The organism is Enterococcus sp. UD-01 (genome assembly GCF_044909655.1).
GTDB lineage: Bacteria > Bacillota > Bacilli > Lactobacillales > Enterococcaceae > Enterococcus_L.
In genome coordinates this window covers 258,989-273,006 of sequence record NZ_JBIYEU010000001.1, presented here as the reverse complement: position 1 = coordinate 273,006, position 14,018 = coordinate 258,989, and the positions used below count along the sequence as shown (strand labels likewise).

The 14,018-nt window shown below is 39.4% G+C and carries 11 protein-coding genes; 10 read left to right on the top strand and 1 reads right to left on the bottom strand.

Annotated elements, in window-relative coordinates; genetic code table 11:
- Positions 1 to 113 precede the first annotated feature (113 nt).
- The 5 genes from xerC to ABH902_RS01375 are packed head-to-tail and all read left to right on the top strand — an operon-like array spanning position 114 to position 4,701.
- Positions 114 to 1,013, top strand: a complete 900-nt coding sequence (xerC, locus tag ABH902_RS01395; RefSeq protein WP_404588739.1) for a tyrosine recombinase XerC — start codon at positions 114 to 116, stop codon at positions 1,011 to 1,013.
- A 26-nt stretch (positions 1,014 to 1,039) separates the two neighbouring features.
- A complete protein-coding gene (gene hslV, locus ABH902_RS01390) occupies positions 1,040 to 1,588 on the top strand; it encodes an ATP-dependent protease subunit HslV (protein ID WP_154775605.1) in 549 nt (182 codons plus the stop codon).
- A 15-nt stretch (positions 1,589 to 1,603) separates the two neighbouring features.
- Positions 1,604 to 3,004 carry an ATP-dependent protease ATPase subunit HslU gene (gene hslU / locus ABH902_RS01385; RefSeq protein WP_404588738.1) on the top strand — a complete coding sequence of 467 codons (1,401 nt, stop codon included), beginning with the start codon at positions 1,604 to 1,606 and terminating at the stop codon, positions 3,002 to 3,004.
- A 17-nt stretch (positions 3,005 to 3,021) separates the two neighbouring features.
- Positions 3,022 to 3,813, top strand: a complete 792-nt coding sequence (codY, locus tag ABH902_RS01380; RefSeq protein ID WP_404588737.1) for a GTP-sensing pleiotropic transcriptional regulator CodY — start codon at positions 3,022 to 3,024, stop codon at positions 3,811 to 3,813.
- A gap of 12 nt (positions 3,814 to 3,825) precedes the next feature.
- The gene (locus tag ABH902_RS01375; RefSeq protein ID WP_404588736.1) at positions 3,826 to 4,701 is read left to right on the top strand and encodes an aldose 1-epimerase family protein; all 876 of its coding nucleotides are present in this window, start codon (positions 3,826 to 3,828) and stop codon (positions 4,699 to 4,701) included.
- Between the two features lie 46 nt (positions 4,702 to 4,747).
- Here the strand turns inward: ABH902_RS01375 and plsY are convergent, their stop codons facing one another.
- On the bottom strand, positions 4,748 to 5,377 hold the full coding sequence (gene plsY, locus ABH902_RS01370; RefSeq protein ID WP_404588735.1) for a glycerol-3-phosphate 1-O-acyltransferase PlsY: 630 nt from the start codon (positions 5,375 to 5,377) through the stop codon (positions 4,748 to 4,750).
- Positions 5,378 to 5,485: 108 nt separating this feature from the next.
- On the opposite strand from plsY, the gene ABH902_RS01365 reads away from it, so the two are divergent.
- The 5 genes from ABH902_RS01365 (at position 5,486) to pflA (ending at position 13,955) form a co-directional block, all read left to right on the top strand.
- On the top strand, positions 5,486 to 5,920 hold the full coding sequence (locus tag ABH902_RS01365) for a CoA-binding protein (RefSeq protein WP_404588734.1): 435 nt from the start codon (positions 5,486 to 5,488) through the stop codon (positions 5,918 to 5,920).
- Between the two features lie 124 nt (positions 5,921 to 6,044).
- Complete coding sequence (gene parE / locus ABH902_RS01360; protein WP_404588733.1) at positions 6,045 to 8,093, top strand: DNA topoisomerase IV subunit B; 2,049 nt, start codon at positions 6,045 to 6,047, stop codon at positions 8,091 to 8,093.
- A gap of 12 nt (positions 8,094 to 8,105) precedes the next feature.
- A complete protein-coding gene (parC, locus tag ABH902_RS01355; RefSeq protein ID WP_404588732.1) occupies positions 8,106 to 10,574 on the top strand; it encodes a DNA topoisomerase IV subunit A in 2,469 nt (822 codons plus the stop codon).
- Positions 10,575 to 10,867: 293 nt separating this feature from the next.
- Positions 10,868 to 13,114, top strand: a complete 2,247-nt coding sequence (gene pflB, locus ABH902_RS01350) for a formate C-acetyltransferase (protein ID WP_404588731.1) — start codon at positions 10,868 to 10,870, stop codon at positions 13,112 to 13,114.
- Positions 13,115 to 13,190: 76 nt separating this feature from the next.
- A complete protein-coding gene (gene pflA / locus ABH902_RS01345; protein ID WP_404588730.1) occupies positions 13,191 to 13,955 on the top strand; it encodes a pyruvate formate-lyase-activating protein in 765 nt (254 codons plus the stop codon).
- The last annotated feature ends 63 nt before the right edge of the window (positions 13,956 to 14,018 follow it).

Below are 14,018 nucleotides of genomic sequence, written 5' to 3'. Positions count from 1 at the left end.
TTATGAATAAATTGTTACTAAATTTGAAAATATTAATTAAATTCTGACAATTCGTTTGTCTTTTCAAAATGGTTATGCTAAAGTTACCTTGTAATTTAATGGGGGTTTTTCATATGCAAAAAAAAGAATGGCCGGCATTATTCTTCAATTATTTGCTTGTCGAACGAGGATATTCAGAAAAAACAAAAATTGCTTATGAAGAAGATATGAATGACTTTTTTGACTTCTTAAATAATTCTGGTGATGCTAACTACTTATCTATTGATCACTTGGATGTGCGGGCATATTTGAGTTTTTTATACGACAAAAAATACAGCCGGAATTCGATAAGCAGAAAAATCGCAAGTTTACGTTCGTTTTATCAATTTTTGTTGAAGCATGAAGCTATTAAAGAAAATCCTTTTTCCTATGTTCATATGAAGAAAAAGCAGTTGCGACTGCCGCGTTTTTTTTATGAAAAGGAAATGGAGGCGCTTTTTGAGGCAGCACAGGGACAAAAGCCGTTAGAGCTTAGAAACCGAGCCTTGCTTGAAATTCTCTACGGCACCGGCATTCGTGTCAGTGAATGTGCGAACTTGACCCTTGAACAGGTTGATTTTAACGCGCGTGTGTTGTTCATTCACGGAAAAGGAAACAAGGATCGTTATGTGCCTTTTGGTTCCTTTGCTGAAGATGCGTTAAAAGACTATTTAGAAAATAGTCGGACAGTGTTGATGGAAAAATATCAAAAAAATCATTCTTATGTTTTCATTAATCACCATGGTGAACAGTTGACGACTACGGGAATTGAATATATTTTGAATCAATTAATTAAAAAAAGCAGCTTAAGCAGTGATATTCATCCTCATATGCTACGACACACCTTTGCTACTCATTTGTTAAACAATGGAGCGGATATGCGGACGGTGCAGGAGTTGTTAGGTCATTCAGATTTGTCGACTACTCAAATTTATGCGCATGTCACGAAGGAAAGCCTACAAAAAAATTATCGAACATTTCATCCTCGCGCTTAGCAGGTGAAAGAACAGGAGGAAATAAAATGGTTGAATCACAATTTCATTCAACAACAATCTGTGCTGTTGAAAAAGATGGAAAATTCGCAATGGCGGGTGACGGGCAAGTAACAATGGGCGAGTCTGTTGTTATGAAAGGCTCAGCGAAAAAAGTCCGCCGTATTTATAATAACGAGGTCGTTGTCGGCTTTGCCGGAAGTGTAGCTGATGCTTTTACTTTAGAAGAAAAATTCGAAGGTAAATTAAACGAATATAATGGCAACTTAACAAGAGCAGCAGTCGAGTTAGCTCAAGAATGGCGTACACAGCAATCTATGCAAAAGCTGGAAGCGATGTTGATTGTCATGAATGAAAAAGAAATGTTGCTGGTTTCAGGAACAGGAGAAGTCATTACTCCGGATGATGGTATTTTGGCCATTGGATCAGGTGGCAACTTTGCTTTAGCCGCAGCTCGAGCAATGAAAAATTATGGTGCAAAAGACATGTCTGCCAAAGAAATTGCAGAAAATGCATTGAATATTGCTGCTGATATTTGTGTTTTCACGAATCATAATATCATTGTAGAAGAATTGTAAACGGAGGTAAGCAGGATGTATGAAAATAAAACACCTAGAGAGATTGTAAAAGAATTAGATGAATATATCATTGGTCAGGAAACAGCGAAAAAGTCAGTTGCCGTGGCCTTAAGAAATCGTTATCGACGCCTCCAGCTGGAAGAAAAAATGCAGCAGGATGTCACACCTAAAAACATGCTGATGATTGGCCCAACTGGTGTTGGTAAAACCGAAATTGCCCGTCGTTTGGCAAAAATTGTTAATGCGCCGTTCATCAAAGTAGAAGCAACGAAATTTACAGAAGTCGGCTATGTAGGCCGCGACGTAGAATCCATGGTTCGCGATCTGGTGGAAAATGCCATTCAAATTGTAGAGAAAATGCAGTACAGCCGTGTTTATTCTCAAGCCTTAAAGAAAGCCAACCAGCGCTTGGTAAAAGTTTTAGTGCCTGGAATCAAAAAAGAACAAAAGCAAACCTCTGCCAATCAGTTTGAGCAAATGATGCAAATGTTCAATACAGCCCAACAAACACCAGAATCTCAAGAAGTGGTAACGGATGAGATCAAAATTAATCGAAAAACCGTTCTGGATCAGCTGGAAAAAGGCTTATTGGACAATCGCGAGGTAACCATTGAAATTGACGAACCTAAGAAAACGATGCCGGCTATGAACAGCGGAATGGAACAGATGGGGATTGATCTGAATGAAACCTTGGGCGCTTTAACACCGAAGAAAAAAGTGGAACGTACGGTCACGGTTAAAGAGGCCCAAGAGCTGTTAGTAAAAGAAGAGTCAGCTAAGATTGTAAACGATGCGGATATCCATAGTGAAGCTATTCGTTTAGCAGAATCAAGCGGGATCATTTTTATTGATGAATTTGACAAAATCACGTCAAAAAGTCAGCAAAACGCCGGTGAGGTTTCTAGAGAAGGTGTCCAACGTGATATTTTGCCGATCGTAGAAGGCTCACAGGTCAATACGAAATACGGTCCGATTCAAACCGATCATATCTTATTTATTGCCTCCGGTGCTTTTCATTTATCTAAACCAAGCGATTTAATTCCTGAGTTGCAGGGACGTTTTCCGATTCGTGTCGAATTAGATGATTTAACGGTGGCGGATTTCGTTAGAATCTTGACTGAACCAAACAATGCACTGATCAAGCAATATATTGCTTTAATCGGCACTGAAAATGTCACTGTGATTTTCACCAAAGAAGCGATTGAGCGAATTGCGAATATCGCTTACGAAGTGAACCGTGATACAGATAACATCGGTGCGCGTCGTCTGCATACTATTTTAGAACGCTTACTGGAAGATCTGCTTTTTGAAGCACCAGACATGCAAATGGGAGAAATCACCATCACAGAAGCCTATGTCGATGAAAAACTCAACAGCATTGCCCAAAATGAAGATTTAAGCCGTTACATTCTTTAAAAACTGGAGGAGTAAAAATGACTACTTTATTAGAAAAAACACGTCAAATCAATAAGCTTTTACAACAAAAAAATACATTTGATCAAAAAGCAGAACTGCCTTACGATAAAATGGCAATGATTTTAGGGGATGTATTGGAAAGCAATGCCTACATCATCAGCAATGAAGGGGTATTACTTGGGTATAATGAAAAGCTTGATGTCAATAACGCTCGTGTGAAGCATATGTTTGAAGAAAAAAGATTTCCGCAAAGCTATACAGATGCGGCAGACGGTTTAAACAAGACAGAAGCAAATATCTCTATTACTAGTGATTTGACTGCTTTTCCTGTAGAATTGCGTGAAAAATATCCCTTCGGCTTAACCACGATTGTTCCAATTTTCGGCGCTGGGGAGCGCTTGGGCACAATTATTTTGGCCCGCGTTGAACAATCTTTCAGTGACGAGGACTTAGTTTTAGCAGAATACAGCGCCACAGTAGTGGGAATGCAAATTCTTTATCAGCAATCTAGAAATATTGAAGCGAATGTTCGTAGCGCGACTGCAGTGCAAATGGCAATTAACACGTTGTCCTACAGTGAATTAAAAGCTGTTCAAGCTATTTTTAAAGCCTTGGATGGAGAAGAAGGTCGCTTAACAGCCTCCAGTATTGCGGATGAAATCGGCATCACGCGTTCTGTGATTGTGAATGCTTTGCGTAAGCTTGAATCCGCCGGCATTATTGAATCTCGTTCTTTAGGAATGAAAGGTACCTATTTAAAAGTATTAAACAAACAGTTTATTAAAGAATTGGAAAAAGACGAACAATAGGAGGCAATGTCCATGACCGTACAAATTGAAAATGAATTTCTAATCGCCACTATCGCAGAAGACGGCGCAGAGCTCGTTAGTCTTAAATCAAAGAAAAATGATTTAGAATACATTTGGCAGGGAGACCCGCAATTTTGGGGTCGTCATGCACCAGTCTTGTTTCCGTTCGTTGGTCGCCTGAAAGACGATCAATACACCTATGAGGATCAAACTTATCAAATGGGCCAGCATGGCTTTGCCAGAGATTGTTTATTTGAAGTGATTGAACAGGGAGCAGAATTAGCTTCACTATCCCTAAAAAGCAACGCTGAAACGAAGAAAATCTATCCATTTGATTTTGAACTAGTTGTCTCTTATGAATTAAAAGACAATCAGCTTGCTGTTCGTTATCAAGTAGAAAATACTGGAGATCAAGAAATGCTCTTTTCCATTGGCGGTCATCCGGCCTTCAATATACCACTGGAGCAAAACTTGACGTTTGAAGACTATTATCTTGGTTTTTCTCCGCAAAAGTCCCGCATTCAAATTCCTTTAGTGGGTCCTTATGCGGATTTTGAGCATAAAACTTTGGGACAAACGAATACAAGCCTTGATTTACGCCGGGAATTGTTTAAAAATGATGCGATTATTTTTGAAACAAAAGGGACAAATACGTTTAGCATTGCTTCCGATGAAAGTGCTCATAGCATCAGCTTAAGCTACACTGACATGCCGTTTGTCGGCATTTGGACACCTTATGATAAAGAAGCTCCCTTTGTTTGTATTGAGCCGTGGTGCGGCATTGCCGACGGTTTAAACGCCAGCGGTAAACTGATCGACAAAATCGGCATCAATCGTTTAGACGCTGCAGCGATCTTCAACACAGAATACATTATAACGGCAAAATAAAAAAAGAAACGATGCGCTTCTAACGCTGCATCGTTTCTTTTTGCGTTTATTTTTTACTGGAGCCTAGACCAAAAGGAACCCGACTTTCCGTTCCATCCTTAATTCTAGTAATATTTTCTTTGTGACGAATAAAGATAAATGTCGTTAAAGCAATTGCAATGAGCGTCAACAACCAATCAAAGTGCGGTAAAATCGCCGGAATGGCAAACGGCAAAATAATCGTTGACAATGTAATTAAAACAGCGCTAATCATGCTGGTTAGACTAACCATACTGGTAATGTACAACATAAGAACAAAGATAAGAGCAGAATAAACAAAAAATGTTGGGTTGTAAGCTAACAGCATGCCAGCACTTGTCGCAACAGCTTTTCCTCCTTTAAAATTAGCAAATACAGGAAACGTATGACCTAAAACAGCTGCCACACCAAAAACCAGAGGATTAACTGGTACACCAAAAATGATTGGCAGGCTAGTAGCTAATGTTCCTTTTAAAATATCCATCAGCAACACGACCACGCCTGCTTTTTTTCCTAACACCCGAAACGTATTGGTCGTGCCGGTATTGCCACTGCCAAATTGACGCAGATCTTTTTTAAAGAAAGTCTTTCCGATCCAAACACCTGACGGAATCGACCCTAAAAGATAGGCGATAATCAATAGCACCAAAATTTTCATTGAGCAACCTCTTTTCATTTAAACTAGCATTTATTTTATCATGAATAGAAACAGCTAACAATAATTATCTATTCGTTGTATAATGAAACAACAGAGATTTCAGAAAGGATGAACAACATGACGATAGAAAATCCCGCACAAGAACAAATTTTTGATTACTTAAAAGAAGCCAAACGAATCGCTGTGGTTGGTTTAAGTAATAAAGAAGACCGTACCAGCTATCAAATCGCCAAGCTCCTGCAGGAATACGGCTATAAGATTATTCCGGTGAATCCGGTATTGGTCGGTCAGGAAATACTAGGAGAAAAAGTGTATGAAAAGCTCCAGGATATTCCTGAAACAATTGACATTGTTGATATCTTTCGCAGAAGTGAATTTCTACCGGAAGTTGCACGCGATTTCATAGAAACAGATGCCAAAGTCTTTTGGGCACAGCTTGGCTTAGAAAGTGAAGAAGCGGCTAAGATCTTGAAAAATGCCGGCAGAAATGCTATTATAATGAACCGTTGCATCAAGATTGAGCTAGCGGAAATGCAAAAATAAACAAAAAATCTTTTTAAAGAAAGAGTTACCGAAACGGAAAGCTCTTTTTTTTTGAGAGCTTTTAGAGTATCATTGTAATGATGTGGCTAAAGGCCCTAGAATTCAAATATAAGGAGTTTTTTCTTTGGCGAAAAAAGTAAACAACGAATACAACGACGCCTCCATTCAGGTTTTAGAAGGTTTGGAAGCCGTTCGTAAAAGACCAGGAATGTACATCGGCTCCACGGATAGCCGCGGATTACACCATTTGGTCTATGAAATAGTCGACAATGCAGTCGATGAAGCATTATCCGGTTACGGAAATGAAATTAATGTGACGATCCAAAAAGATAATAGTATCAAAATTCAAGACTCCGGACGAGGAATGCCGGTAGGAACGCATGCTTCAGGAATTCCGACGGTTGAAGTTATTTTTACCGTTTTACATGCTGGTGGAAAATTTGGCCAAGGCGGTTACAAAACCTCCGGCGGACTTCATGGTGTTGGAGCAAGTGTGGTAAACGCCTTATCCAAATGGTTGGAAGTTCGGATTGTCCGCGATGGCGTTGAATATATGGAACGCTTTGAAAATGGCGGTAAACCAGTAGGAACCTTAAAAAAAGTTGGCAAAACCAATAAAAAAAATGGAACAACGGTGACCTTTTTACCAGATGAAACGATTTTTTCTACGATTCATTTTTCCTACGAAACGTTATCCGAGCGTTTAAGAGAATCAGCCTTTCTGTTAAAGGGCGTGAAAATTACGCTTGCTGATTTTAGAGGGGAAGAACCGAAGGAAGAGGTTTTTCATTATGAAGAAGGAATCAAGGAATTCGTTGCATACCTAAATGAAGAAAAAGATACATTGTCACCTGTAGTTTACTTCTCTGGAGAAAAGGATGGCATTGAAGTCGAACTGTCTTATCAGTATAACGACGGTTATTCAGAAAATGTGCTTTCCTTTGTTAACAATGTCCGCACAAAAGACGGCGGTACTCATGAAGTCGGCATGAAAACATCCATGACAAAAGCTTACAATGAATATGCCCGAAAAGTCGGATTATTAAAAGAAAAAGATAAAAATCTGGAAGGCAGCGATTTCCGAGAAGGCTTAGCGGCAGTTTTATCGATTCGTGTACCGGAAAATTTACTACAGTTTGAAGGTCAAACAAAAGAAAAGCTAGGTACACCAATGGCACGTAACGCTGTTGATAATGTCGTAGGCGAGCAAATGGGCTTTTACCTTCAGGAAAACAGTGAAATGAGTCAACAGCTAGTCAGAAAAGCGATCAAAGCCCGTGAAGCGCGCGAAGCGGCTCGCAAAGCCCGTGAAGAAAGTCGCAATGGCAAAAAGCGGAAAAAAGGCGAATCGCTTTTATCTGGTAAGTTAACTCCGGCTCAATCACGGAATCCTAAGAAAAATGAATTATATCTGGTCGAAGGAGATTCTGCCGGCGGCTCTGCCAAGCAAGGACGCGACAGAAAATTCCAAGCGATTTTACCATTACGCGGAAAAGTGTTGAACACGGAAAAAGCGAAAATGCAGGATATCTTAAAAAACGAAGAAATTAATACGATGATCTATACAATTGGCGCAGGTGTCGGTCCAGAGTTTTCAGTAGAGGATTGCAATTACGACAAAGTAATTATTATGACCGATGCGGATACGGATGGTGCTCACATTCAAGTGTTGCTGTTAACATTCTTTTATCGGTATATGAAGCCTTTGATCGAAGCCGGAAAAGTCTATATTGCACTGCCGCCGCTTTATAAAGTGTCTAAAGGGGTCGGTAAAAAAGCTGTAATCGAATATGCTTGGACGGATGACGAGTTGGCACAGGCAACAGAAAAAATCGGCAAGGGCTATATGCTGCAGCGCTATAAAGGTCTAGGGGAAATGAATGCAGACCAACTTTGGGAAACAACGATGGACCCTGAAACACGGACATTAATTCGCGTTCGCATCGATGATGCAGCTCAAGCTGAGCGCCGTGTAACAACGCTAATGGGTGATAAAGTAGAGCCGAGAAGAAAATGGATCGAACGCCACGTTCAATTCACTCTTGAAGAAGACGGCAGTATTTTAGACCGTAAAGATGGCGAGAAAGAGCATGCCTCTATTACCAATGAAGTGCTGGAAGAAGAAGCTGAACGTAAACAAACAGAAGAAATCAGCTTATTTGATTTAGAGTAGGGAGTGACGAGTTTGGAAAAACACCAGGAAATTCAAGAATTGACCCTTGAAGAAGTGATGGGCGATCGTTTTGGAAGATATTCCAAATATATCATTCAAGAACGCGCTTTGCCGGATATTCGTGATGGCTTAAAACCTGTACAGCGCAGAATTTTATTCTCAATGAACAAAGACGGCAATACCTTCGACAAAGGCTTTAGAAAATCGGCGAAATCCGTCGGTAATATCATGGGGAATTACCACCCACATGGGGATAGTAGTATCTACGAAGCCATGGTACGTTTAAGTCAGGATTGGAAGTTACGAGAAATCCTAATTGAAATGCACGGAAACAACGGAAGTATGGATGGCGATCCGCCGGCTGCCATGCGTTATACCGAAGCACGTTTATCTGAATTGAGCGGCGAGCTATTGAAAGATATCGAAAAAGAAACGGTTGATTTTGTCTGGAACTTTGATGATACAGAAAAAGAACCAACCGTTTTACCAGCGAAATATCCTAATTTACTGGTAAACGGCTCTACCGGGATCTCAGCAGGATATGCAACTGAAATTCCCACACATAATTTAGCCGAAATTATTGACGGAACCATTTATTTAATTGATCATCCGAATGCGTCGCTGGATAAGCTGATGGAATTTATTCCAGGGCCTGATTTTCCTACAGGTGGTATTTTGCAAGGGAAAAATGAGATTAAAAAAGCTTATGAAAGCGGCCGCGGCAAGGTTATTTTACGTTCGAAAACCAAAATCGAACCGCTAAAAGGCGGCAAACAACAAATTATCGTTACCGAAATTCCTTATGAAGTGAACAAAGCGACTCTCGTTAAAAAAATTGACGAAATCCGTTTAAATAAAAAAGTGGATGGTATCGCTGAGGTACGTGACGAAAGTGACCGTACAGGACTGCAGATTGCTATTGAGCTGAAAAAAGACACCAACGCTGAAGGTATTTTGAACTATTTATTCAAAAATACAGAGCTGCAAATTAATTACAACTTCAACATGGTCGCTATTGATAATATGACACCGCACCAAGTCGGACTAAAACGGATTTTAGACAGTTATATTGTTCATAGAAAAGAAGTCATTACTAATCGCAGCCGCTTTGATTTGAATAAAGCGCAAAAACGGCAGCATATCGTCGCCGGATTGATTAAGGCCTTATCCATTTTAGATCAAGTTATTGAAACGATTCGCGGCAGTAAAGACAAAAAAGATGCAAAAACAAATCTGGTGAGAGAGTATGCCTTTACAGAAGAGCAGGCTGAAGCGATTGTGACTTTACAGCTGTATCGTTTAACCAATACGGATATTACTCAACTAGAAAAAGAAGATGAGGAATTAAATCAACGTATTTCTGAATTAACGTTAATTCTAAATGACGAGAAGCAATTGTTAAATGTGATGAAAAAAGAATTGCGTGAAGTCAAGAAGCAATATAGTCATGAACGCTTAACTAAAATCGAAGAAGAAATTCAAGAAATTAAAATTGAAACGGAAGTTCTGGTTGCGCAGGAAGATGTAGTTGTGACCGTAACACACGAAGGCTACATTAAACGCAGCAGCTTACGTTCCTACAGTGCCTCCAAGCCGGAAGAAATCGGCATGAAAGAAGGCGACTTCCTCTTATTTACGGGTGAAGTCAATACATTGGACCATATTTTGCTGATTACTAACAAGGCAAATGTCATTTATCGTCCGATTCATGAGCTGCCTGATTTAAAATGGAAAGAAATTGGTGAACACATTTCACAAACTATTTTGAATCTGGCAATTGACGAATCAATCATTGCTGTCTACACCTACAAAGAGCTTTCTCCGGAGAAAACCTTTGTTTTCATGACCAAGGAAGGTATGATTAAGCAAACGAAAATGACTGACTTTGAGCCTTGGCGCACATATAAGAGTCGACCAACTAATTGTATGAAGCTAAAATCAGACACAGACGAAATTGTTAATGTTTATTTAACCGAAGAACAAAACGATTTAGATGTCTTTTTGGTTAGTCATCGCGGCTTTGGCTTGCGCTATCCATTAGCAGAAGTTCCTGTAGTTGGCGCAAAAGCCGCTGGGGTAAAAGCAATGAATCTAAAGGATCAGGACTATGTCGTCAATGGACTTTTAGTTTATCAGGAAGGCGATACACCCGTAGTTATCTTAACGCAAAGAGGGGCTGTTAAACGGATGCTGGCTCAGGAATTAACCCAATTGGGTCGTGCCAAACGTGGGTTAATGGTGTTGCGTGAATTGAAGAAGAATCCGCACCGCGTGATGTTTATGGCCGAAAGTAGTTCACTTGAACTACTGGTAACCACACAAAAAGGACAGCAGTATACAATTGATCCTGAAAAATATGCGATTAATGACCGCACATCCAATGGTTCCTTCTTATTTGACGAAAAATTAGAAGGTGAACTCTTGGAAGCTCATATCATGCATACCGCAGAGTTAGATAAAAAAGAAGAGCCTGAAGCTTAATTAATTTCTATCATCTGTTCTATAGAATTATAAAAAAGCAAAAACTGTATTAATACAGTTTTTGCTTTTTTTGCTACAGTACTTCAATGAATCACAAGAGATTTTTTAAAATTAGTTAAACACATCACAAAGATAAAAGCCTTATATACCGGTGTTTAATCGTATATATAGAAAAAAATAGTAAATTTCGTTCAATTATTATTTAGGAAAGGCTTGCATAAAAATGACTATGTGTTATACTGATCACATAAAGCTGTTACAGTAGATGACAGCATAACTAAGGAGGCCCAACAATGGAGCAATGGAAAGGCTTTAAAGGCGACAAATGGAGAAAATCAGTAGATACACGTGATTTCATTCAAGAAAACTACACAGAATACACAGGTGATGATTCTTTCCTAGAGCCAATCGCGCCAAGCACAGACAAATTATGGACAAAATTACAGGAATTATTCGAAGTACAACACCAACAAAATGGCGTTTACGACATGGACAACAACATTCCTGCAACAATTACGTCTCATGAACCTGGTTACCTAATCAAAGAAGAAGAAAAAATCGTTGGACTACAAACAGATGTACCTTTGAAACAAGCATTCATGCCATTTGGCGGTATCAACATGGCAAACAACTCTCTATCTTCAAACGGTTACGAAGTAGACCCCGAAATGTCTAAAATCTTTACAGAGTGGAGAAAAACACACAACCAAGGTGTTTTTGATGCTTATACTCCAGAAATGAGAGCAGCTCGTAAAAACAAAATTATTACTGGTTTGCCAGATGCTTACGGACGCGGCCGTATCATCGGTGACTACCGTCGTATTGCATTGTACGGTATGGATTACTTAATCGCTGAAAAGAAAAAAGATCTAAGTAATACTGGTAACAAAGTCATGACAGATGACGTTATTCGTCTAAGAGAAGAAATTGCTGAACAAATCAGAGCAATGGCTGATCTTAAAGAAATGGCTTCAACTTACGGTTTTGATATTTCTAAACCAGCTGCAAATGCACAAGAAGCTATCCAATGGTTATACTTCGGTTACCTAGGTGCCATCAAATCACAAAACGGTGCAGCAATGTCTATCGGACGTATCTCTGCATTCTTGGATATCTACATCCAACGTGATTTAGAAGCTGGTGCCATTACAGAATTCGAAGCACAAGAAATGATCGATCATTTAATCATGAAATTACGTATGGTTAAATTCGCTCGTACACCTGAATACAACCAATTATTCTCTGGCTACCCAATCTGGGCTACCTTGTCAATCGCTGGTATGGGCTTAGACGGACGTTCATTAGTAACAAAAAATGATTTCCGTATCTTGCATACCTTAACAAACATGGGACCATCACCAGAACCAAACTTGACTGTCCTATATTCATCTCGTTTACCAGAAGGCTTTAGAACATTCGCTTCTAAAATTGCTAAACAAAGCTCATCTATCCAATTTGAAAACGATGACTTGTTAAGAACAAACTGGGGTTCAGATGACTGTGCGATTGCCTGCTGTGTATCTGCAACCGTTATGGGTAAAGACATGCAATTCTTCGGTGCCCGTGCTAACTTGGCTAAAGCAGTTCTTTATGCAATTAACGGCGGCGTAGACGAAAAAACAAAAATGCAAGTTGCACCTAAATTCCGTCCAATGACTGGCGATACTTTAGACTACAACGAATTCATCGACCGCTATAAAGATATCATGGACTGGTTAGCTGAATTATATGTAAACACATTAAATGTGATTCATTACATGCATGACAAATATTCTTATGAAGCATTACAATTAGCCTTCATGGAAAGTAATCTACAACGTACTTTTGCGACTGGTATTGCGGGGATTTCACATGCTGCTGACTCAGTAATGGCGATCAAACACGGCAACGTAAAAGTAATCCGTGACGAAAACGGCTTAGCTGTTGATTACGTTCCACAAAACGAATTCCCAACTTACGGTAATGATAATGAAGAAGCAGATGCTACAGCAAACTGGATCTTAGATTACTTCATGACTCAAATCAAACGTCAACATACTTATCGTAACGCTAAACCAACAACTTCATTATTAACAATCACTTCTAATGTTGTTTACGGTAAAGCAACTGGTAATACACCGGATGGACGTCGTGCAGGTAAACCATTAGCACCAGGTGCTAACCCAAGCTACCGTGACGGTAAATTCTTAGGTGAGAAAAATGGTCTTTTAGCATCACTTAACTCAACTGCTAGATTAGAATATACAAGTGCTTTAGATGGTATTTCTAATACACAAACAATCAACCCTAACGGTTTAGGTAAAGATGATGATACTAGAATCGCTAACCTACGTAACGTAATGGACGGCTACTTCGATAAAGGTGGCTACCACTTAAACGTCAACGTATTTACAAACGAATTGTTATTGGATGCTCAAGCTCATCCTGAAAAATACCCTAACTTAACAATCCGTGTATCTGGATATGCCGTGAAATTCCGTGACTTAACTCCTGAGCAACAAGCAGACGTTATCTCAAGAACTTCACATGACAGACTGTAATAATTAACAACTAAAGGGGTGACGTCAAGTCATCCCTTTTTTAACTCTACTAAACATTGGAAATGGGGATAATAAAATGACGACTCCTGTCACTGGTAGAATCCATTCTACTGAAAATTTTGGTACCGTTGATGGACCTGGTGTTCGCTTTATTGTATTTACTCAAGGTTGCCGGATGCGCTGCCAATTTTGTCATAATCCCGACACTTGGAAGATCGGTTCCGGCGGACGTGTAGTTACAACTGATGAAGTATTGGAAGAAGCACTGAAATATCGTTCTTATTGGGGCGAAAAAGGCGGTATTACTGTTAGCGGTGGTGAGCCGCTACTTCAACCCGAATTCTTGATTGACTTATTTAAAAAGGCCAAAGATATGGGGATTCATACCACACTTGATACTTGCGGTAAGCCGTTTACAAGAGAAGAACCTTTCTTCAGCCACTTTCAAGAATTAATGAAATATACCGATTTATTATTATTCGATATTAAGCATATTGATAATGAACAACATCAGCTTTTAACAACACAAAGCAACGATAATATTTTGGAAATGGCCAAATACCTTTCCGAAATTAACAAGCCTGTTTGGATCAGACATGTTCTGGTACCGCAAAGAAGCGATTATGATGAGTATTTAATTCGTTTGGATGCGTTCATCAAAACGTTGAACAATGTGGATAAAGTTGAAGTATTGCCTTATCATACGATGGGTAAATTCAAATGGGACGAGCTAGGTTTAGATTATCCTTTGGAAGGGATTAATCCTCCGACAGATGATCGTGTCCTGAATGCACGAAAACTATTGCATGTCGATGATTACAAAGGCTATGCAACTCGTTAACTGATAAAAATAGAAAAGAGCAGCAAATATTGTTGTTTCTTTTCTATTTTTTGTTATTATTAA

Excerpts from the sequence above, each read along its gene's own strand:
- codY (WP_404588737.1), top strand. The coding sequence starts at position 3,022 with ATGACTACTTTATTAGAAAAAACACGTCAAATCAATAAGCTTTTACAA.
- pflA (WP_404588730.1), top strand. The coding sequence starts at position 13,191 with ATGACGACTCCTGTCACTGGTAGAATCCATTCTACTGAAAATTTTGGT.
- ABH902_RS01375 (WP_404588736.1), top strand. The coding sequence starts at position 3,826 with ATGACCGTACAAATTGAAAATGAATTTCTAATCGCCACTATCGCAGAA.
- hslU (WP_404588738.1), top strand. The coding sequence starts at position 1,604 with ATGTATGAAAATAAAACACCTAGAGAGATTGTAAAAGAATTAGATGAA.
- xerC (WP_404588739.1), top strand. The coding sequence starts at position 114 with ATGCAAAAAAAAGAATGGCCGGCATTATTCTTCAATTATTTGCTTGTC.
- plsY (WP_404588735.1), bottom strand. The coding sequence starts at position 5,377 with ATGAAAATTTTGGTGCTATTGATTATCGCCTATCTTTTAGGGTCGATT.
- hslV (WP_154775605.1), top strand. The coding sequence starts at position 1,040 with ATGGTTGAATCACAATTTCATTCAACAACAATCTGTGCTGTTGAAAAA.
- pflB (WP_404588731.1), top strand. The coding sequence starts at position 10,868 with ATGGAGCAATGGAAAGGCTTTAAAGGCGACAAATGGAGAAAATCAGTA.
- ABH902_RS01365 (WP_404588734.1), top strand. The coding sequence starts at position 5,486 with ATGAACAACATGACGATAGAAAATCCCGCACAAGAACAAATTTTTGAT.